The following is a 17058-nucleotide window of genomic DNA, read 5'->3' as shown; positions in this document are numbered from 1 at the left end:
GAACTCTGGTGCACACCAACGATACCCCGAAGCTGACCGAAGGCACGTTCGCGAACTCGCTTCACGTCGCCCCGGGCTGCCACTCGCAGATCAAGTTCATGCGCGTCACCGAGAACCACGAGTCGGTGGTCTTCATGGACGCGGAGTACGCGAAGGCCTCGATCGTGGTTCCCGACGATGCGCTCGACCTCTTCATCGAGGCCGCCATTCGTCTCCGTCAGGAGCGCGACCGCGATCGCGGCGACCACGTCGTCGAGTCGCTGCGCGGCACCGAGGACGGGATCGTCCTCGCCGACGCCCTGGACCGGGGGCGAGCGGCATGACCTGGGTCTGGCTGTTCATTGCCGTCTGGTTCCTCGTGAATCTCGCGATCGTCATCGGCCTCGACCGATTCCAGCGTCACTCCGCGCGGCGCATCAACCGGCGGCCGGTCATCGGCACGACGGTCCGCATCAAGTCCACCCCGCACCGCGAGGTCCACCGATGAGCCCCCTCAACTTCGTCGACGCGCCGAACGCGCCCGACACCTTCAACGTCCTCCTCTACGGACCCCCGAAGAGCGGGAAGACCGCCGCAGCCGCCACCGCTCCCGGACCGATCCTCTGGGTCAACCTCGAGGGCGGTGGCGCACTCGGCTACGCCCGCAAGGTTGCCGCCTCCCGCGGCTCCGACATCCACGAGGTCCGCGTCGAGAAGGACGACCAGATCAAGCCGATCCTCGACCAGGTGTACCTCCACGTCCGTGACGGGATGGCACCGAAGGTCAAGACCGTCGTCATCGACACCATCGGCAAGGTCCGCGATCAGCTCGGCCGGAACATCGGCCGCGGCAAGCAGCCCTCGATCCAGCAGTGGGGAGACATCGCGAAGATCGTCGAGGGGTTCGTCGTCGGGATGCGCGACCTGCCCGTCAACGTCGTGTTCTTGGCGCATCAGAAGGTGTCCGACTCCGACACCGGCGACCGGATCGTCGAGCCGATGATCGGCGGCGCATCGACCGCGAAGGTCTGCGGTGAAGCGGACGTGATCGCGTACTGCGGTCGCCACGAGACGGACGACGGCCCGCAGTACATGGGTGTCCTCGTCGAGCACAACGGACGCATCGGTGGCGACCGGTCCGGTGGGCTCGGCACATCCCGCCAACTCGACCTGTCCGAGTGGCTCGACACGTACCGCAAGGCGCTGATGGCCGGCGGGGTGCAGGAGCCCGCGGGGCTGCAGCTTGAGGTGCCCGCATGACCGCGGTGAGGGATCTCGTCCTGCCGCAGGTCGTGCAGACCGGTGAGGACGTGCAGGACCTGCACCGGCTGCTGATGGAGTCCGCGACCCCGCTGTCCCGCGACGCGGCGCAGCGCAAGGCCGCGAAGCTCGCGGAGGCCGCCGCGGCACTGGCATCGGCCCTGTCGGATGCCGAGGTGTTCCGGTGAGCCAGTACGGGATGCACGGCCCCGACCCGTCGTACTACCGCGCGATGGAGGAGGACCTCGACGCGCGCCTGCAGTCCGAGAAGGCATGCGGCGAGGAGGTCTCCACGTACCGCGAGCTCACCGGCCGCACTCCGGGCGAGCGGTTCGTGCGGAAGTCGGCGGAGGAGCGCGAGGCGGATCGCCTGGCGTGGCTCGAGGAGAACGAGAACCAGCTGGCGCTGTTGCAGGACCCGGTGACGCGGCTGCCGATCCGGCCCGCTCCGGTGCCGCGAAGGGACGCGGCATGAGCCGGAACAACAAGCCGACGCAGGTCTCCCGCATCGAGAAGGTGCTGGACGAGCGCGGCTACTTCAACGAGACCGAGTTCGCGGCACCGAACGTGCTGGACGGCGGCCTGCCGATCCAGCGGGTCGCGGCTCGGATCTACGAGCTCCGAAAGGCCGGCGTCGTGATCGACACCCGCTTCGAGAGCAACGGGACCGCGACGTACGTGAAGCGCCTGGCGGTCGTCACCGAAGAAGAGACGGGCCAGCTGGCCCTGGTGGAAGGGAAGGCGGCATGAGCGCGATGAGTCGGGCCGAGGCCCGAGAGATCGAAGAGGACCGCCGGCGCGGGAATCCGTCGTTCGCGGTGGGCGACAAGGTTGTCGTCGACAGCCGCTGGCCGCCGCACGTCGTCGAGTCCGTCGAGTGGTTTGGCGGATGGCCGGCTCGGAAGGACGAGCCCGCGGAGCCCGCGGGGTGGGTGTTCGAGGTCGACGGGGACATGGTGCCCGCCGATGCGCTTGAGCACTGGGACGAGGACGACGACCGGAACGAGGCGGCAGCATGAGCATCGCGATCCTGGCGGGACGGTTCCCCGAACCCACCCACTACGACCTCCGGTGCGCGGACTGCGGCGAGTCGGTGTTCCACGACGAGACGCCGCCGTACCTCACCGCCGATGACGCGATCGTCGCGCACCAGGAAGGCCGGTACGGCCTGGTCACGGATGACGGCTCGTGGGCTCGCTGCGACTCCTGCGTGGAGAAGCTGATGGACAACAAGGAGGACCCGGCGTGTGACGGGTCCGGGGAGATCACGTGGAACCCGTCGTCGTCTGGTGACCCGCAGGCGGAGCTGTCCGCGCCGTGCCGGGGCTGCCCGAACTGCGAGTGGCCGCCGGCCCCTACAACTGGGACGAAGGGAGATCGCTCGTGAGCCCCGCGAAGGCCATCGTGAAGCGGACCGAGGGCGAGATGATCGCCATGCTCCGCCGCCGCCACGAGCAGACCTCGGGCAACGGCGACGCCTACGCCTTCATCCCGCACGTCCGCGACGCCGCAGGCTTTGACGCGCGCCGGACGATCGACGGCTACGCGATGCACCTGTGGAAGTCCCGCGGGCTGACGATTGACGCCTTCGAGATCAAGTGCTCTCGCTCGGACTGGCTCCGCGAGCTCAAGGACCCGCAGAAGGCCGACGGGTTCTGCGAGCGCGCAGATCGGTTCTGGCTCGTCGTCGGCGACGCCGCGATCGTGAAGGACGGCGAGCTCCCGCCGACGTGGGGGCTCCTCGTCGCACAGGGGGGCGGCGACACCGCCCGCCTGGTCCAGAAGGTCGAAGCGCCCCGTCTGCGCCCGTGGGTCGGGACGAAGGGCGAGGTCCAGCCGCTCCCGCCGGGCCTCGACCGCTCGTTCCTCGCCGCGCTCCTGCGCGCGGCCACGAAGACGTCGGGCGTCACGAACGAAGAGCTCGCGGCGATGCACGCCGAGACGCACGAGATCGCGAACCGGATGGCCGCTGCCGCGATCGAACGCGCGGAGAACCACGCCGCGCGACTCGACGCCGAGATCAAGGCGTTCGAGGCCGCCGCAGGGGTGTCGATCAACGGCTGGCACCGTCACGGTCCCGACGGCCAGGCCACGGAGGTCGGGAAGGCGCTGCGCGCGGTCTTGGCCGGGAGCGAGGAGGTCGACCGGCTTCGCGATCACCTTCAGCGGCAAGCGCAGCGCTACCGCGAGATGGCGGCGAAGGCCGAAGAGCTCGCCTCGCCGCTGGCTTCTACTCCCGGGCGGAACGGCGGCGACCGATGAGCCGCGCGGATCGCATCGAAGCGCTCGGGGCGATCGCCGGGCAGATGAGCAACGGCTTCGACGCGCGCCACACCGCAGCGCTTGACGCCGTACGGCTGCTCGCTGCTGAGAACGCCGAGGACCAGGCCTACGACCTGATCGAGTTCGCGCGCGGCGCGTTCTGGGCCGGGAAGAACGACGAGCGCGAGATCCAGTCGCCAGGAGTTGTTCGGGAATCCCGGACAACTGTCAACGAATCCTTGACTGTTCGAGAGGAGGCCAGCGATGTCGACTGACCGCATCTGGCTGCACGAAACACACGGCGCCACGGTCAAGGTCGCCGGCCAGCTTCGGCCGTACGGCCACGACGGCGAGCCGGTCGAGTACGTCCGCGCCGACATCCTCGGCGGCGTCCAGCACCAAGCGCTCGAGCTGGGCCACGAGCTCGTGAAGGAGCGGAAGGCCGTGGAGGCCGAGCGCGACCGGTACCGCCGCGCGCTGGTTGAGATCGAGCGCACGTTCGGCGACCCCCGCCAGAAGCAGTACCCCGACGAGATTGCCCGGCAAGCACTCGACGGCCCCGCCACCACCGACGCCCAGGAGGGCACCACACCATGAGCATCGAAGGCATCAAGACCACCATCGGCTACACCAGCAGCCCCGACGAGGACACGGATCTCGTGACCCTGCCGGCGGTCATCGACCTGGACCAGGGCGCCGGCCTGCACATCCGGATCAACGACTCCGGCGAGCGCGTCTGGATCGACCTCGAGGACCTGACCGACGTCCTGCGCTTCTACGGCTACACGCTCGCCGAGGCCGCCCAGGAGGGCAAGTAGATGAGCACCGAGACGCGAGAGACGGTCCTGATCGGCCGCGAGCCGTGCGGGTGCATCACGCTCGTCGACTGCATGCCGCACCTGATGGGCCGCGAGCAGAAGCGCGAGGTCGCCAAGTTCGTCGCCGACGGTGGCGACATCCTCCGCCTGGGATCGCTCGACGAGGCCAAGGCCCTGGGGAACTTCCTGCCGGCCAAGTGCCCGCACAGCCCGATCGGCTGGGGCCCCGAGAAGGGCAAGCACGCGCAGCCGTCGCTGCTCGACGTGCCTGCCGCTGGTCAGGAGCAGGAGCGATGAGCACGAACCTGCGGGCGACCTACAAGCGAGATCACGGGATCTGCTGGCTGTGCGGACAACGCGTTCCGCTTGCCGGGCACGGTCCCGAGAGGGCGACGATCGACCATGCTCGACCCTCTAGCAAGGGCGGCACCTACTCCGTCAACAACATGCGCCTGGCTCACGCGGGATGCAACAACGCCCGTGGCACGCTGCCGGTGCCCGATGTGCTGCACGACGCTTGGCGAAAGCGTCGCGCGTCCCGGCTGGCTCCCTCCGATGACGAGGCGCAGCCCGGCGTGCCACGGAAGGAGTGGATGCGACTGGCCTCGGAGTGCGACCGCGCCGCACGCGATCGCACTGCGTCGCTGGCTGCCCGTGCTGCTCGTGCTTCGAGGGCTACCGAGCAGCGTCAGGAGCAGGGATGAAGCGCCGGACGAAGGTCACGATCAAGAAGTCCCTCGGGTTCATCGCCAGGGCGCCGCTCGGTCCGTTGGGCGGGGACCTCCACGCCGGGCGCTGGCCTGGCCGCGGGGCGTTCGTCGCCGACGCCGCCGACGTTCGCGCGGACGAGCGCCGCCGTGCCGCCCGCCGAGCGAAGGGCCGCCGATGCTGAACCCCACAACGAGGGCCACCGAGCAACGTCAGAAGTACGAGCCCGAGGAGGGCGCCGATGTGGCCTGAGAAGCAGTACCGCGCCGTCGGCGTCGACCGCAAGGACCCGGCGTCGTGCGACATCGGTGACTGGACGACGGACTTCGCGAAGCTCGATGCGCAGATCAACGACATGGCGAACGCGGTCCCCCCGTTCGACGACATCGTGACCGAGCAGCGCGTGGCGCTCTACTCCGACCCGCAGCCGTTCGACCCGGCCGAACGTCAAAAGGAGGGTCGATGACCGAGAAGGAGATTCACGCCATCGCCCAGGTCCTCTACTACGAGGACTGTGGCAACTGGGGCTACGACCCCGGCAAGGGGATGCACCGAGCGACCTACACCGCGAAGGCCCGACGCATCGCCGAACACGTCGATCGGCACCGCGCTGCCGCTGGTCAGAAGGAGGGTCCCGATGGGGCTGCTTGATCGGGCACGCCGGAAGGCGAGCGAGCAGGACGCGCGCGACGCGGAGGAGGCGCGCGATCGCGACCGACGCGCCCGCCTCGACGTCCTGCCGATCGCCAGGCGCATCCTGGAGATCGACCACGACGACCTCGGAATCGAAGACCTGACCGTCCTGTCGCCCCGCTTCGAGCGCGCGCTCTGCGGCTTCGAGTACGAGGGATTCGACTTCATCGTCGGCACGTACTGGACCGGGAACCCCAGCACCCGCGGCTTGCTCGCCGTCCGCACAGGCAAGACGCGCGGCAAGCCCGAGTGGCCGCCCCGGCACCCCGCCTCCGTGTCGAACACGCGCTGGGCACCCGACGGCTACACCGCGATCTACAGCCTTGCCGACCTCGGGCGAGCGTTCCCCACATCGAGGGCAATCCATGAGCCGGAGAACCCCGATGCATGAGCCCGCCGGCCGTGCGGTCGCGGGCCTCGAGCCCACCAAGCTGGATCGCCACGACCACCCGAGGCTTCACGTGGTGCTCGGGCCCAACGGCGTCATCAACGCCACCCCAGATGCCGAAGGCGCCGCCGCTCTTGCAGGCTGCTGCGCCGGCTGGCGGCACGTCGAGTACGTCGCCGTTCGAACCCACGCCAACCACGAGGCAGCATGAACCTCAACGAACTACGCAGCGACAGGTCCGTCCTAGCCGAGCTCTGCAAGACAGCCGGGCTGGACGTGTCGATCATGGCGATCCGACGCGAGCAGTGGTGCGCCCAGGTCTGGGCGATCGACCGGTACGTGTGGGTCGAAGACCAGGAAGACATCGACTGGCTGACGGTCGACCTGACGACCGCGCCGATCGTCGACAAGTACGCCGCAGCAGCATGAACCTCCTCGACCAGCTCGCCGCGGAGATCGAGCAGAACCCCGCCGGCGCTGAGCGCGTCGCGGGGTTGCTGGTCGCCGCGATCGACCCGGACCGCAGGTTCACCGCCGCCGAGATGGCGGAGCGATGGAACGCGAACCCGCGCACGGTGGAGCGGTGGTGCCGCGATGGCCGCATCCCGACCGCGACGAAGGTCGGGCATCGCTGGCTGATCCCGGCGGACGCGGTGGTCGAGCCGAAGGCCAAGAAAGATCACGGGCCCGCGCGCGCGTACGACCGCAAGGCCGGCCCACACGCCGCGGCGTCCGCGCGGGTCCTCGACGCGATGAAGCCCCAGCGAAAAGGACGAGCAGCATGAGTGTCGGCAAGCAGCCGAACGGAAAGTGGATCGTTCGGTGGCGCGACGAGGAGGGTAAGCAGCGCGGTCGCACGTTCGACCTCAAGGCGGACGCGGACGACTGGGACCGCGAGATGCGACGCCTGAAGCAGCGCGGCCTGCTGCACCGTGTCGAGAGTGGAAAGAGCAGCCTCGCGGACTTCGTCGAGAAGACGATGATCCCGGACCACTTCTCCCGGAAGTCCCCCCGAACGCAGGCGTTCTACCGCGAGTTGCTGTCCGCGCACATCCTGACCGAGCTCGGGCCGGTCCCGTTGCGGTCGCTGACGCCGAAGCGGATACGGGAGTGGCAGTCCAAGCGCCTGAAGGCCGGGGCGGGGCCACACAACCTGAACCGGGCGCTATCGCTGCTCGGGATGATCCTGCAGCGCGCTGCGGAGGACGGCGAGCTCGACGCGAACCCCGTCGCCCTGGTCCGCCCCGTCGTGAAGAATCCCACCGAGGCCGTTCAGCCTCTCGCGCCGGCAACGGTCGAGCTCGTTCGTAGCCGCCTCGAGCTGCGTGACCGGACGCTGGTGTCGGTGTTGGCGTACGCGGGCCTGAGACCGGGGGAGGCGTTCGCGCTCCGCTGGCAGGACATCGGCCTGCGGACGATCACGGTCCAGCGGGCGGTCGACGGGATCGGTGGGGTGAAGCGCACGAAGACGGGGAACGTGATGCCCGTCAAGCTGCTCGCGCCCTTGGCGGACGACCTGAAGTCATGGAAGCGCGCGAACCCTGGTGCGCGTCCCGGAGCGCTGGTGTTCCCGATCGGCCCGGACAAGGTCGTCGCGTCGAAGACGGCGATGGACAACTGGCGCGCCCGCCAGTGGACCGACGCACTCGAGCGGGCGGGGGTGGAGTACCAGCGCCCGTACGACCTGCGGCACAGCTTCGCGTCGCTGCTCCTGGCGGCCGGCCACACGATCCACTACGTGTCCGAGCAGCTCCGAAACAGCCCGAAGCTCGTGCTGTCGACATACGGGCACGTGATCGCCGAGTTCGAGGGGCAGCCGAACCTGGACCCGGAGGCCACGATCCTCGCCGCCCGTGACGTTCGCCACCGGATCTCTCTAGGGGCCCGATTCCGGCGCTCTGGGGCCTCCATGTGCACGGAGAGTGCATTTCTCGGTCGGCGCTTGGAGGCCGGCTAGATGCCCTGGAACGACGAAGGCCCCGCCGGGGCGGGGCCTTCTGCGAGGTGCGCGATACAAGACTCGAACTTGTGACCTCACGCATGTCAAGCGTGCGCTCTAACCAACTGAGCTAATCGCGCGCTGCGGTACTGCGGTGCAGCAGATTAGCAGCGGATCCCCGGACGTGGCGTGCGGGTCGGGAGCGCGCGTGAAAGGGGGCCGAGGCGCTACATTGCCGAGTCCCGGCACCGTGGCGGAGTGGCTACGCAGCGGCCTGCAAAGCCGTGTACACCGGTTCGATTCCGGTCGGTGCCTCTGGGACGACGGCCCGCGCCTCAGGCGTGGGCCGTCACCGTCTCCGGGCCCGGACGCGACCTCCGTCGCGCGCGCCATTCCCGGATCGCGAGGGTCCATCCGGCGCACCCGGCGCAGATGAGGATCGGCATCAGCGGCAGGTTGTAGCGGCCGTGCGCGACCGCCAGCGTGTGGACGCCGGTGGCGAGCAGGATGCCGAGGCCGACGGAGGCGATGGCGGGATCGCGTCGGCGGACGACGCCCCAGAGGATCCCCATCGCGCTGAGGACGACGATCAGGTCGTGCAGCGCCGTCCACCAGGGGCTGGTGTGGTCGAAGCCGCCGCGGGCGTAGCGCGACCACATCTTCACGGCCTTGAAGGCCATCATCTGCCCGAACTTCACGGGGTCGCCGAGCGCGTACTTGCGCAGGTTCTCCCGGGCCTCCTTGCCGAGCGCGGCGTCGCGCTCGAGCTCCGGATGGCGCGCGGCGACGTCGTCGAGGACGACCTGCGCCGGGATGGAGGTGTAGTGCCGGTCCTTGTAGTCCGGGTGACGTTCGACCACCTCGTCCTTCAGCGCGAACTTCATGTCGAAGGTCGAGCCGTTGCCCGGCAGGTAGGTGCCGACGAACAGCGCGGAGCCGCCGCCGGTGGTCACCGAGACGAACTTCCCGGCCTTGTTCGACGCGTAGATCGCCCAGGGGGCGACGACGATCGCCGCGGTGAGCAGGAGGAGCCCGGCGCTCTGGGCACCCAGCCTCCAGCTCACGGTGTTGCCGATGATGACGAGCCCCATCAGGGCGCAGAACAGCGGCACGAAGAGGAGGTCGGTGCGCGTGAGGATGACGGCGCCGAAGAGCGCGCCGGCCATCGCCCACCAGGGTCTCCGCCGGGTGCGCCACGCGAGGGTCAACGCGGTGAACGCGCACGCGACGAAGAACGCTCCCAGCGGCTCGGAGAGCAGGCTGCTCGGGCCCCACGCCAGCGGCGGGTACAGCGCGACCACGGCGGACGACGCGACGCCGGTCCACGCGCCGATCAGCAACCAGCCGAGGGCGAACGCGACGACGATCGTGGCGGTCGAGACCCCCCACTGCGCGTAGTTCAGGACGCGCGTGTCGTCCCGTGAGCTCGGATGGTCCCCGGGCGCCATCGAGTAGGCCAGGGCGAACATGTGCGGCGTGAACGGCGGCCAGTGCAGCGCCTTGATCTCGGCGTCCTTGCGGATCTCCGCGCCCGTGCGCTTGCTCTCCTTCGGCACCGGCCCCCGCTTGGTCCGCCCGGTGTACTCGCCGCGCTTGGCGATGTTCTGGGCGATGCCCGTGTACGAGAGGGCGTCCTGGCTCAGCTTCGGCTGCGGGTTCTGCGCCTGGTAGAGCCGGATCCCGCCCCCGACGAGCAGGACGACGACGAAGGCCAGCCAGGCGCCGCGGGAGATCGAACGCAGCCGGGGCATCGGCGGGCACGATACGGGGTGCACGCGCTCGGGGACCCCGCGTGGCGGCTTGGCGCCCGCACCGCACGGGTACCGTGACCCCCATGGCCGACGAGTTCCGCAGGGCGACCGACGACGACGCGACGCAGGTGCGTGGGGGCGTCGACCCGGTGGCCACGGCGGGCGTCGGTGTCGCGCCGGAGGCCCCGGCGGGCTCCCACGACGCCGCGCGGAGCGATCGTCCGCAGGGCGGTGCGGCGGCCGCGGCGGCGCAGGCGGCGGCCGCAGCGGCCGCTGCCGCCGCGGCGGCCCAGGCGGCCGCCGCCGAGGCGGGCCGTGCGGCCGCGGCCGCACGCGCCGAGCCGTCGCACGCGGACCCGACGCCCGCCGCCGCGCCGAACGGTGCGCCGCACGGGGACGCCGGCCCCGAGGGCCCGAGCCTCCGGGCCCGCGCCGCGGAGCGCACCGCCGAGGGCGCCAAGGTCGCGGCCGACCGCGCGTCCAGCGCCGCCTCGGCCACGGTGCAAGCGATCCGGGACACCGACGTCCACGAGATCGCACAGAGCACGACCAGCCTGATCGAGAACACCCGCCCGTTCTTCCTCACGGCGTTCGCGGCCGCGTTCGGGTTCCTCGCGGCGGTCGAGAACCACGCCGCGATCGGGGTCACCTTCGCGATCGCGGCGCTCCTCTGCGTGCTCGGCGCGGCGTACTCGCGGGAGATCGACCTGCTGATGACCGGCCGCGCGGAGCGCGGGCCGCGGGGCCGCGACAAGGACTGACGGCCCGGGCGGCCGTCAGCCGGCGAGCACCTCGAGCAGCCGGTCGAGGTCCCGCTCGTCGTTCCAGGCACCGACCGAGGCCCGCAGCAGGTCGGTGCCCGGCAGGTCGCGGACGACGACGCCCGCCGCGGCCAGCCGGTCGCGCGTCGCGACGGCGTGGTCGTCGTGCCACGACACCAGCGTCGTGCGGCCGCGCGGGGCGACGGTCCGCCCCGACGCCGTCAGCCGCTCCGCGAGGCCTGCCGCGAGGGTGGCGGCCCGCTCCAGGAGGTCGTCCCAGCCGGCGCCGGCGAGCACGTCCATCGCGGTCACCGCGCCGACGGACGACTCGGCCGACATCGAGAGGGCGTCGAACGCGCGGGCGTCGTCCCACGGGTGGGCGGAGAGCCCCTCCGCGGGGACCTGCAGGTTCCCGTACCCGGGGGCGCGCACGCGGAGGTCGGCCCGCCGGTCGGGGGCGATCCACAGCAGGCCGGTGCCGATCGGTCCGCAGAGCCACTTCTGCCCGGACGCCGCGTAGTACGCGCACCCCAGCGCGGTGACGTCGACCGGGATCGCCCCGGCGCCCTGGGCGCCGTCGAGCAGCACCGGCACCCGTCCGCCGAGCTCGGCCAGCGCCGCGGGCGCGAGCGTGCCGTCGGTCCAGCGGACGTGCGAGCAGGCGACGAGCCGCGTCGTCCCGTCGACCGCCTCGACGAGGTGCTCGAGCGGCGCGGTGCGCACCACGACGCCCCGCTGCTCCACGAGCGCCGCCAGCGGCCCGAGGAGCCCGGGGTGCTCCTGCTCGGCGATCAGCACCTCGTCGCCGGCGGACCAGTCGAGCGCCTGCAGGACGCGGACGATCCCGTCCGTCGTCGACGAGGTCAGGGCGACGTCCTCGGGCGCGGCGCCGAGCAGGCCGGCGTAGCGCGCCCGGCGGTCCTCCTGGGCCTGCACGAGCGCGCCGTAGTGCTCGCCGGCGCGGCCGCGGGTCTCCGCCTCGTGCTGCAGGACCGTCGTCGCGGCGCCGGCGGCACGGGGGAGCGGACCGCAGGTCCCCGCGTTCAGGTAGGTCAGCTCCGCGAGGACGGGGAACTCGGCGCGCAGCAGCTCGTGGTCCATCGGGCCAGCATACGAACGGGTCCACGGCCGCCCGGGACCCCGCGGGCAGCCTCCCGCCGCGCCCGGGACGCGGGGATCGAACCGCGACGACGTCGCGAGCAGGGGCGCCCGGCGGCCGCGTCGTCCCCTCGAATACCCTGGGGCCCATGCAGGTGACGCTTCCCGACGGCAAGGTGCTCGAGCTCTCCGACGGGGCGACGGGCACGGACGCCGCCCTGGCGATCGGCCCCGGCCTGGCCCGGGCCGCGCTGGCGATCACGGTGGACGGCGAGCAGCGGGACCTCGACCGGCCGCTCGACGACGGCGCGGAGATCGGGATCATCACCGAGCGCTCCGACGAGGCCCTCGAGCTGATCCGGCACGACACGGCGCACGTGCTGGCCGCGGCGATCCTCGACCTCTATCCCGGCACGAAGATCGCGATCGGCCCGCCGATCGAGCACGGCTTCTACTACGACTTCGAGTTCCCCGAGGGCGTCGTCCTGAACGACGGCGACTTCGCGGCGATCGAGGCGAAGATGCAGGAGCACGTCAAGGCGGACGAGCACTTCGCGCGCGAGGACGTCTCCGTCGAGGTCGCCCTGGAGCGGTTCAAGGCCGAGGACCAGCCCTACAAGGTGGAGCTGATCGAGGACCTCGTGAGGAACGCCCCGGCCGACGCGCCGGTGGAGACGGTCTCGCTCTACACGAACGGCCCGTTCACGGACCTCTGCCGCGGCCCGCACGGCCCGGGCACCAAGCGCATCGGCGCGTTCAAGCTCCAGTCGCTCGCCGGGGCCTACTGGCGCGGCGACTCGGACCGCCAGCAGCTCGTCCGGATCTACGGCACGGCCTTCTTCAAGAAGAAGGAGCTGACGGCGCACCTCGAGCGCCTCGAGCTCGCCCGCCAGCGCGACCACCGCAAGCTCGGCAAGGAGCTCGGGCTCTACCACTTCAGCGAGGCCGCTCCCGGATCCGCGTTCTGGACCCCCTCGGGCACCCGGATCTTCAACGAGCTGGTGGCGCTGTCCCGTGAGATGGGCGACGACCGCGGCTACACCGAGGTCAAGACCCCGCAGCTGTTCGACGCCTCCCTCTGGAAGACGTCGGGCCACTGGGACAAGTACCGGGACGACATGTTCCTCACATCCACGCACGACCACCACGGAGACACGGACCCCGCCCACCCCGAGGACGGTCAGGCGGTCGAGCCCACCATGGGCTTCAAGCCGATGAACTGCCCGGGGCACTATGAGCTCTACCGCCAGACCCGCTGGAGCTGGCGCGACATGCCCGTGCGCTTCTCGGAGCCCGGCCTGCTGCACCGCAACGAGCTCTCCGGCGCGCTCCACGGCCTGATGCGGGTCCGCCAGTTCTGCCAGGACGACGCGCACCTGTTCGTCATGGAGGACCAGATCCAGGACGAGGTCACGGCCTGCCTGAAGTTCGCGCAGGACACGTACGACCTCTTCGGGTTCGACGCCGCCGACTTCACGTACGAGCTGTCGACCCGGCCGGAGAACCGCCTCGGCTCCGACGAGATGTGGGACAAGGCCGAGGGCGACCTGCGCACCGCGCTCGAGAACAACGACCTGCCCTACGTCGTCCACGACGGCGACGGCGCGTTCTACGGGCCGAAGATCGACATCCAGTTCCGCGACTCGCTCGGCCGCTCGTGGCAGCTCGGCACGGTCCAGATCGACTACCAGGCGCCCGAGCGCTTCGACCTCGTCTACACGGGTGCCGACAACTCCGACCACCGGCCGGTCGTCCTGCATCGCGCGCTGCTGGGCTCGTACGAGCGGTTCATCGGGATCCTCCTCGAGCACACGGGCGGCGAGCTGCCGTTCTGGCTCCAGCCGGCGCATGTGACGCTGCTGACGGTCTCCGACCGCCACGCCGACGCCGCGCACGCGATCGCGAAGGACCTGAAGACCGCCGGCCTGCGGGTCGTCGTCGACGGGCGGACCGAGACCGTCGGCCGCAAGATCCGGGAGACCGAGCTCGCGAAGGTCCCGCTGATGGCGGTGATCGGCGACACGGAGGCCGAGGCGCACACGCTGACGCTCCGCCACCACGGCGGGCGCGAGGAGCCGGCGGCGCCGGTGGCCGACGTCGCGTCGCGGCTCGGTGCCGCGGTCCGCGAGCGCACGGCGCTGCAGGCCGGGGAGCCCGCGGCGGGCTGACCGGCGCCCCGGACCGGGCGTCCGCCCGCGCTACAGCTGCGGGCGGATCGCCTCGAGCAGGCCGGCGCAGGCGGCCTCGACCTGGTCGAGCACCAGCTGGAACCCGTCGGCGTCGCCCGTGTACGGATCGGGGACGTCGAGGTCGCCGGTCCCGACGGACGCAGGGTCGAACGACCGCAGCAGCCGGACCTTCTCCCGCGCCGCGTCGTCTGGGGCGAGGGCCCGGAGGTCGCGCGCGTTCCGGGAGTCCATGGCCAGGAGGAGGTCCGCGGTGCGGAAGTCGTCGACCGTCACCTGCCGCCCGCGGCTGGTCAGGGCGATGCCGCGGCCGGCCGCGGCGGCGGTCGCGCGGTCGTCGGGCGGGGACCCGACGTGCCAGTCGCCGGTGCCCGCGGAGTCGACCGCGACGCGGTCCGCGAGGCCCTCGCGGGCCAGCAGGTCGGCCATCACGCCCTCCGCGGTCGGCGACCGGCAGATGTTCCCCAGACAGACGAAGACGAGGCGCACGGGGGAGAGCCTAGGCAAACCACCCTGTCCCACGGGCGCTTCTGCGCTATGGTTGGGCTCTTGTTTACTCGCGATACCCCGCTTGCGCAGCCCTTGCGCCTCGCGGCCATTTCCTCCTAGTGCCGGTTCCGCGCAGGTTCGACCGCCGACCGCCGGAGCGTGACACGACTCGTGTCAACGACCGGATCAGGGTCCCTGAAGTCCGCGTGATCGACGAGAACGGCAACCAGGCCGGCGTCATGCGGACGGAGGACGCCCTCCGCTACGCCCAGCAGCGCGATCTCGACCTGGTCGAGGTCGCCGCCAACGCGCGACCCCCGGTCTGCCGCGTGCTCGACTACTCGAAGTACAAGTACGAGCAGGCGCAGAAGAAGAAGGTCGCCAAGAAGCACCAGACGCAGGTCGTCACCCGGGAGATCAAGTTCCGGCCCAAGATCGCCGATCACGACTACGCCACCAAGAAGGGGCACGTGATCCGGTTCCTCAAGGGCAAGGACAAGGTCAAGGTCACGATCATGTTCCGCGGCCGTGAGGTCACGCACCCCGAGCGCGGGCGCGACCTCCTGGAGCGCCTGGTCATCGACCTCGACGACATCTGCCAGGTCGACCAGCGCCCTTCGCTCGAGGGCCGCAACATGACCATGATGCTCAGCCCGTCGAAGGAGGTCATCAACGGCACGTGGACGCCGAAGGTGCCGCCGACGCAGGAGGAGCTCGACGCCGAGGCCGAGGCCGACGACAACGTCGGCATCGTGGTCGGTGGCGAGGCCCCGGCCGATCCCGACGACGCCCCGGCCACCGAGGCCGAGGACGCCCCCGCCGAGGCGGAGGCGGATTCCGAGAGCCCGGCGGACGACGCCGAGGCGACGTCCGACGTCGCCCAGACGGAGGACGCTCCCGCGTCCTGAGCGTCGGTCCGCCGCTCGCCGGCGGACCCCGGAGCGGCGTCCTGCACGCCGTCCGCGCCCGACCGCGGTCCCCGATGAGGGGGCCGCGACGCACGGGAATTGCAGGTCGTTCAAGATGGACGCAGCGGCGCGCGAGCGCCACCCGTGCTCGCCGCGACCTCGGTCGCGGTCGGCACGTACGCCGCGGACTCCGGGTCGCGGGACGCACGCCGTCCCGCCCGGTGCCCCCGGGCGATGCCCTGCCGGACGTGCGCCTGACCGCCACGCACGGCCCACCGCCATCTGGCACAATCACCGATTCGCATGCCCAAGCAGAAGACCCACTCGGGCGCCAAGAAGCGCTTCAAGCGGACCGGGACCGGCAAGATCTCCGCCCGTCACGCGATGCAGTCCCACATCCTGGGAAAGAAGTCGCAGAAGCGCAAGCGCAAGTTCGCCAACGCCGCCATCCTGTCCGAGGCTGATACGTCTCGCGTCAAGCGGCTCCTCGGAGACGGCTGATGACCCGCGTCAAGCGTTCTGTCAACGCGAAGAAGAAGCGTCGCGCGAGCCTCGAGCGGTCGAAGGGCTACGTCGGCCGCGCGAACAACACGTACCGCGAGTCCAAGGAGGCCGGGCTCAAGGCCGGCGTCTACGCGTACCGCGACCGCCGCAACCGCAAGCGCGACTTCCGTCGCCTGTGGATCACGCGCATCAACGCCGCCGCGCGTCTGAACGACCTGACGTATGGCAACCTCGTCCACGGCCTGATCCTGGCCGGCGTCGAGGTCGACCGCAAGAACCTGGCCGACCTCGCGGTGCGCGACCCGGAGGCCTTCTCGGCCTTCACCGCCGTCGCGAAGGACGCGCTGGCCGCCAAGGCCGCGGCCTAGCGATCACCGCCGGTCCCACGGGTCGGCTCCGAGCTTCCTGAACGGGCGTCCCACGGGGCGCCCGTTCTGCGTCCCGGGTCGGCGGACAGGCCCGCCGGTCCGCCGAGCGCGGCTCGTACCCGACCACCGCACCCACAGGCCATGTCCGTCATCAACTCGCACCAGAACGCGCGCCTCAAGCAGGTGCGCGTCCTCCTGAACCGCAAGCGCGAGCGGGCGAGGACGGGCCTGTTCGTCGCCGAGGGCGAGGACCTCGTGGGTGCCGCCGCCGCGGCGGGCTGGGACGCCGAGGACCTCCTCGTCCACGCCGGATCGGGGCTGGAGGGCACCGAGGTGGACCCCGCGCTCCTGGACGGTGCGTCGTCGCTCGGGTCGGGCACCCGCGCGATCGGGATCTACCGGCAGCGGTGGCTCGGGACGGCCGTCGGGCCGCGCTGCCTGCACCTGCACGGCCTGAAGGACCCGGGCAACGTCGGCACCGCGATCCGGGCCGCCCACGCCCTCGGCGCGTCCTGCGTGTCGATCGGTCCCGACACGGCCGACCCGTACGCCCCGAAGGCCGTGCGCGCGAGCATGGGCTCGGTCTTCGCCGTGCCGCTGGCGCGCGCGGACGGACCGGCCGAGCTGCCCGGCACGACCGTCGCGCTGGTGCTCCGCGCCGGCGAGGTGCTGCGGCCCGACCTCGTCGACGGCGCGGACGCCGACGGCCTGAGCCTGCTCGTGGGCGCCGAGCGCGAGGGGCTCCCCGACGACGTGGTCGCCGCGTGCGACCGGACGGCGCACGTGCCGATCGCCGGGGCGGAGTCGCTGAACGCGGCGATGGCCGCCACGGTCGCGCTCTACGAGCTGGCGCGCACGGCGCGCGGGTAGCGCGGCCGCGCGCCGGCGCCGGTCGGGCGTCGGCGCGGCCGCGTCGGCCGGACACGGTCCCGCACCGTGGTGCGGC

The 17058-nt window shown here is 71.3% G+C and carries 31 protein-coding genes and 2 tRNA genes; 29 read left to right on the top strand and 4 right to left on the bottom strand.

All coding sequences use genetic code 11. The annotated features are described in order from the left end of the window. Positions 1-8: 8 nt before the first annotated feature. From PATMI_RS37685 to PATMI_RS0120865, 22 genes are read left to right on the top strand one after another with little or no spacing between them, the layout of a single operon-like run. Positions 9-323 (top strand): hypothetical protein, encoded by a 315-nt coding sequence (locus PATMI_RS37685; protein WP_026912317.1) that lies wholly within the window; start codon positions 9-11, stop codon positions 321-323. Continuing rightward, positions 320-487: a hypothetical protein gene (locus PATMI_RS37680; RefSeq protein ID WP_169738404.1), complete on the top strand. Its 168-nt coding sequence runs from the start codon at positions 320-322 to the stop codon at positions 485-487. The genes PATMI_RS37685 and PATMI_RS37680 overlap by 4 nt, the downstream gene beginning before the upstream one ends. Then, entirely contained in the window at positions 484-1239 is a 756-nt protein-coding gene (locus PATMI_RS0120950; protein WP_026912316.1) for an AAA family ATPase, read from the top strand. The genes PATMI_RS37680 and PATMI_RS0120950 overlap by 4 nt, the downstream gene beginning before the upstream one ends. Next, the gene (locus PATMI_RS0120945; protein ID WP_026912315.1) at positions 1236-1427 is read left to right on the top strand and encodes a hypothetical protein; all 192 of its coding nucleotides are present in this window, start codon (positions 1236-1238) and stop codon (positions 1425-1427) included. The genes PATMI_RS0120950 and PATMI_RS0120945 overlap by 4 nt, the downstream gene beginning before the upstream one ends. Further along, positions 1424-1714 (top strand): hypothetical protein, encoded by a 291-nt coding sequence (locus PATMI_RS0120940; protein ID WP_157260890.1) that lies wholly within the window; start codon positions 1424-1426, stop codon positions 1712-1714. The genes PATMI_RS0120945 and PATMI_RS0120940 overlap by 4 nt, the downstream gene beginning before the upstream one ends. Continuing rightward, on the top strand, positions 1711-1989 hold the full coding sequence (locus PATMI_RS0120935) for a helix-turn-helix domain-containing protein (RefSeq protein WP_026912313.1): 279 nt from the start codon (positions 1711-1713) through the stop codon (positions 1987-1989). Before PATMI_RS0120940 ends, PATMI_RS0120935 begins: the two co-directional genes overlap by 4 nt. After that, on the top strand, positions 1986-2258 hold the full coding sequence (locus tag PATMI_RS0120930; protein WP_026912312.1) for a hypothetical protein: 273 nt from the start codon (positions 1986-1988) through the stop codon (positions 2256-2258). The genes PATMI_RS0120935 and PATMI_RS0120930 overlap by 4 nt, the downstream gene beginning before the upstream one ends. Then, a complete protein-coding gene (locus PATMI_RS0120925) occupies positions 2255-2626 on the top strand; it encodes a hypothetical protein (RefSeq protein WP_026912311.1) in 372 nt (123 codons plus the stop codon). Before PATMI_RS0120930 ends, PATMI_RS0120925 begins: the two co-directional genes overlap by 4 nt. Further along, entirely contained in the window at positions 2623-3501 is an 879-nt protein-coding gene (locus PATMI_RS35205) for a hypothetical protein (RefSeq protein WP_026912310.1), read from the top strand. Before PATMI_RS0120925 ends, PATMI_RS35205 begins: the two co-directional genes overlap by 4 nt. Next, positions 3498-3776 (top strand): hypothetical protein, encoded by a 279-nt coding sequence (locus PATMI_RS0120915; RefSeq protein ID WP_026912309.1) that lies wholly within the window; start codon positions 3498-3500, stop codon positions 3774-3776. Before PATMI_RS35205 ends, PATMI_RS0120915 begins: the two co-directional genes overlap by 4 nt. After that, the gene (locus PATMI_RS0120910; protein ID WP_026912308.1) at positions 3766-4098 is read left to right on the top strand and encodes a hypothetical protein; all 333 of its coding nucleotides are present in this window, start codon (positions 3766-3768) and stop codon (positions 4096-4098) included. Before PATMI_RS0120915 ends, PATMI_RS0120910 begins: the two co-directional genes overlap by 11 nt. Continuing rightward, entirely contained in the window at positions 4095-4319 is a 225-nt protein-coding gene (locus tag PATMI_RS0120905; protein WP_026912307.1) for a hypothetical protein, read from the top strand. Before PATMI_RS0120910 ends, PATMI_RS0120905 begins: the two co-directional genes overlap by 4 nt. After that, positions 4320-4616: a hypothetical protein gene (locus tag PATMI_RS0120900; protein ID WP_026912306.1), complete on the top strand. Its 297-nt coding sequence runs from the start codon at positions 4320-4322 to the stop codon at positions 4614-4616. Further along, a complete protein-coding gene (locus PATMI_RS36155) occupies positions 4613-5023 on the top strand; it encodes an HNH endonuclease (RefSeq protein WP_084270134.1) in 411 nt (136 codons plus the stop codon). The genes PATMI_RS0120900 and PATMI_RS36155 overlap by 4 nt, the downstream gene beginning before the upstream one ends. Continuing rightward, positions 5020-5211 carry a hypothetical protein gene (locus PATMI_RS0120895; RefSeq protein ID WP_026912305.1) on the top strand — a complete coding sequence of 64 codons (192 nt, stop codon included), beginning with the start codon at positions 5020-5022 and terminating at the stop codon, positions 5209-5211. Before PATMI_RS36155 ends, PATMI_RS0120895 begins: the two co-directional genes overlap by 4 nt. 57 nt (positions 5212-5268) lie before the next feature. Further along, a complete protein-coding gene (locus PATMI_RS0120890) occupies positions 5269-5493 on the top strand; it encodes a hypothetical protein (protein WP_026912304.1) in 225 nt (74 codons plus the stop codon). Next, a complete protein-coding gene (locus PATMI_RS0120885; RefSeq protein ID WP_026912303.1) occupies positions 5490-5678 on the top strand; it encodes a hypothetical protein in 189 nt (62 codons plus the stop codon). Before PATMI_RS0120890 ends, PATMI_RS0120885 begins: the two co-directional genes overlap by 4 nt. Continuing rightward, positions 5665-6111: a hypothetical protein gene (locus tag PATMI_RS0120880; RefSeq protein WP_026912302.1), complete on the top strand. Its 447-nt coding sequence runs from the start codon at positions 5665-5667 to the stop codon at positions 6109-6111. The genes PATMI_RS0120885 and PATMI_RS0120880 overlap by 14 nt, the downstream gene beginning before the upstream one ends. Beyond that, entirely contained in the window at positions 6104-6319 is a 216-nt protein-coding gene (locus PATMI_RS36920; RefSeq protein WP_157260889.1) for a hypothetical protein, read from the top strand. Before PATMI_RS0120880 ends, PATMI_RS36920 begins: the two co-directional genes overlap by 8 nt. After that, the gene (locus PATMI_RS36915; protein ID WP_026912301.1) at positions 6316-6537 is read left to right on the top strand and encodes a hypothetical protein; all 222 of its coding nucleotides are present in this window, start codon (positions 6316-6318) and stop codon (positions 6535-6537) included. Before PATMI_RS36920 ends, PATMI_RS36915 begins: the two co-directional genes overlap by 4 nt. Further along, positions 6534-6893 (top strand): helix-turn-helix domain-containing protein, encoded by a 360-nt coding sequence (locus tag PATMI_RS36910; RefSeq protein WP_036726223.1) that lies wholly within the window; start codon positions 6534-6536, stop codon positions 6891-6893. The genes PATMI_RS36915 and PATMI_RS36910 overlap by 4 nt, the downstream gene beginning before the upstream one ends. Continuing rightward, positions 6890-8065, top strand: a complete 1176-nt coding sequence (locus PATMI_RS0120865; RefSeq protein ID WP_026912300.1) for a tyrosine-type recombinase/integrase — start codon at positions 6890-6892, stop codon at positions 8063-8065. Before PATMI_RS36910 ends, PATMI_RS0120865 begins: the two co-directional genes overlap by 4 nt. A 48-nt stretch (positions 8066-8113) precedes the next feature. On the opposite strand, the gene PATMI_RS0120860 is transcribed toward PATMI_RS0120865, so the two are convergent. Next, a tRNA-Val gene (locus PATMI_RS0120860) sits at positions 8114-8187 on the bottom strand. Positions 8188-8291: 104 nt separating this feature from the next. On the opposite strand from PATMI_RS0120860, the gene PATMI_RS0120855 reads away from it, so the two are divergent. Continuing rightward, positions 8292-8362: transfer RNA gene (locus PATMI_RS0120855), tRNA-Cys, on the top strand. Between the two features lie 20 nt (positions 8363-8382). Here PATMI_RS0120855 and PATMI_RS0120850 read toward each other — a convergent pair. Beyond that, on the bottom strand, positions 8383-9798 hold the full coding sequence (locus PATMI_RS0120850) for an ArnT family glycosyltransferase (protein WP_026912299.1): 1416 nt from the start codon (positions 9796-9798) through the stop codon (positions 8383-8385). 83 nt (positions 9799-9881) lie between these two features. Between PATMI_RS0120850 and PATMI_RS35200 the strand changes: the two genes are divergently transcribed. Next, complete coding sequence (locus PATMI_RS35200) at positions 9882-10559, top strand: hypothetical protein (RefSeq protein ID WP_026912298.1); 678 nt, start codon at positions 9882-9884, stop codon at positions 10557-10559. A 15-nt stretch (positions 10560-10574) separates the two neighbouring features. Here PATMI_RS35200 and PATMI_RS0120840 read toward each other — a convergent pair whose 3' ends face one another. Further along, complete coding sequence (locus PATMI_RS0120840; RefSeq protein ID WP_026912297.1) at positions 10575-11660, bottom strand: aminotransferase class V-fold PLP-dependent enzyme; 1086 nt, start codon at positions 11658-11660, stop codon at positions 10575-10577. Between the two features lie 146 nt (positions 11661-11806). Between PATMI_RS0120840 and thrS the strand changes: the two genes are divergently transcribed. Beyond that, positions 11807-13825, top strand: a complete 2019-nt coding sequence (gene thrS, locus PATMI_RS0120835; protein WP_026912296.1) for a threonine--tRNA ligase — start codon at positions 11807-11809, stop codon at positions 13823-13825. A gap of 30 nt (positions 13826-13855) precedes the next feature. On the opposite strand, the gene PATMI_RS0120830 is transcribed toward thrS, so the two are convergent. Beyond that, positions 13856-14332 carry a low molecular weight protein-tyrosine-phosphatase gene (locus tag PATMI_RS0120830; protein WP_026912295.1) on the bottom strand — a complete coding sequence of 159 codons (477 nt, stop codon included), beginning with the start codon at positions 14330-14332 and terminating at the stop codon, positions 13856-13858. Positions 14333-14538: 206 nt separating this feature from the next. On the opposite strand from PATMI_RS0120830, the gene infC reads away from it, so the two are divergent. From infC to PATMI_RS0120810, 4 genes are all read left to right on the top strand, one after another. Continuing rightward, complete coding sequence (gene infC / locus PATMI_RS32110; protein WP_245604243.1) at positions 14539-15240, top strand: translation initiation factor IF-3; 702 nt, start codon at positions 14539-14541, stop codon at positions 15238-15240. A 303-nt stretch (positions 15241-15543) separates the two neighbouring features. Continuing rightward, positions 15544-15741, top strand: a complete 198-nt coding sequence (rpmI, locus tag PATMI_RS0120820; RefSeq protein ID WP_026912294.1) for a 50S ribosomal protein L35 — start codon at positions 15544-15546, stop codon at positions 15739-15741. After that, the gene (gene rplT, locus PATMI_RS0120815) at positions 15741-16112 is read left to right on the top strand and encodes a 50S ribosomal protein L20 (protein WP_026912293.1); all 372 of its coding nucleotides are present in this window, start codon (positions 15741-15743) and stop codon (positions 16110-16112) included. The genes rpmI and rplT overlap by 1 nt, the downstream gene beginning before the upstream one ends. Before the next feature lie 141 nt (positions 16113-16253). Continuing rightward, on the top strand, positions 16254-16982 hold the full coding sequence (locus PATMI_RS0120810; protein WP_026912292.1) for a TrmH family RNA methyltransferase: 729 nt from the start codon (positions 16254-16256) through the stop codon (positions 16980-16982). Positions 16983-17058: the final 76 nt, after the last annotated feature.

It is taken from the genome of Patulibacter minatonensis DSM 18081, assembly GCF_000519325.1.
GTDB classification, from domain to species: domain Bacteria; phylum Actinomycetota; class Thermoleophilia; order Solirubrobacterales; family Solirubrobacteraceae; genus Patulibacter; species Patulibacter minatonensis.
This window is presented reverse-complemented; position numbering and strand designations above follow the sequence as displayed.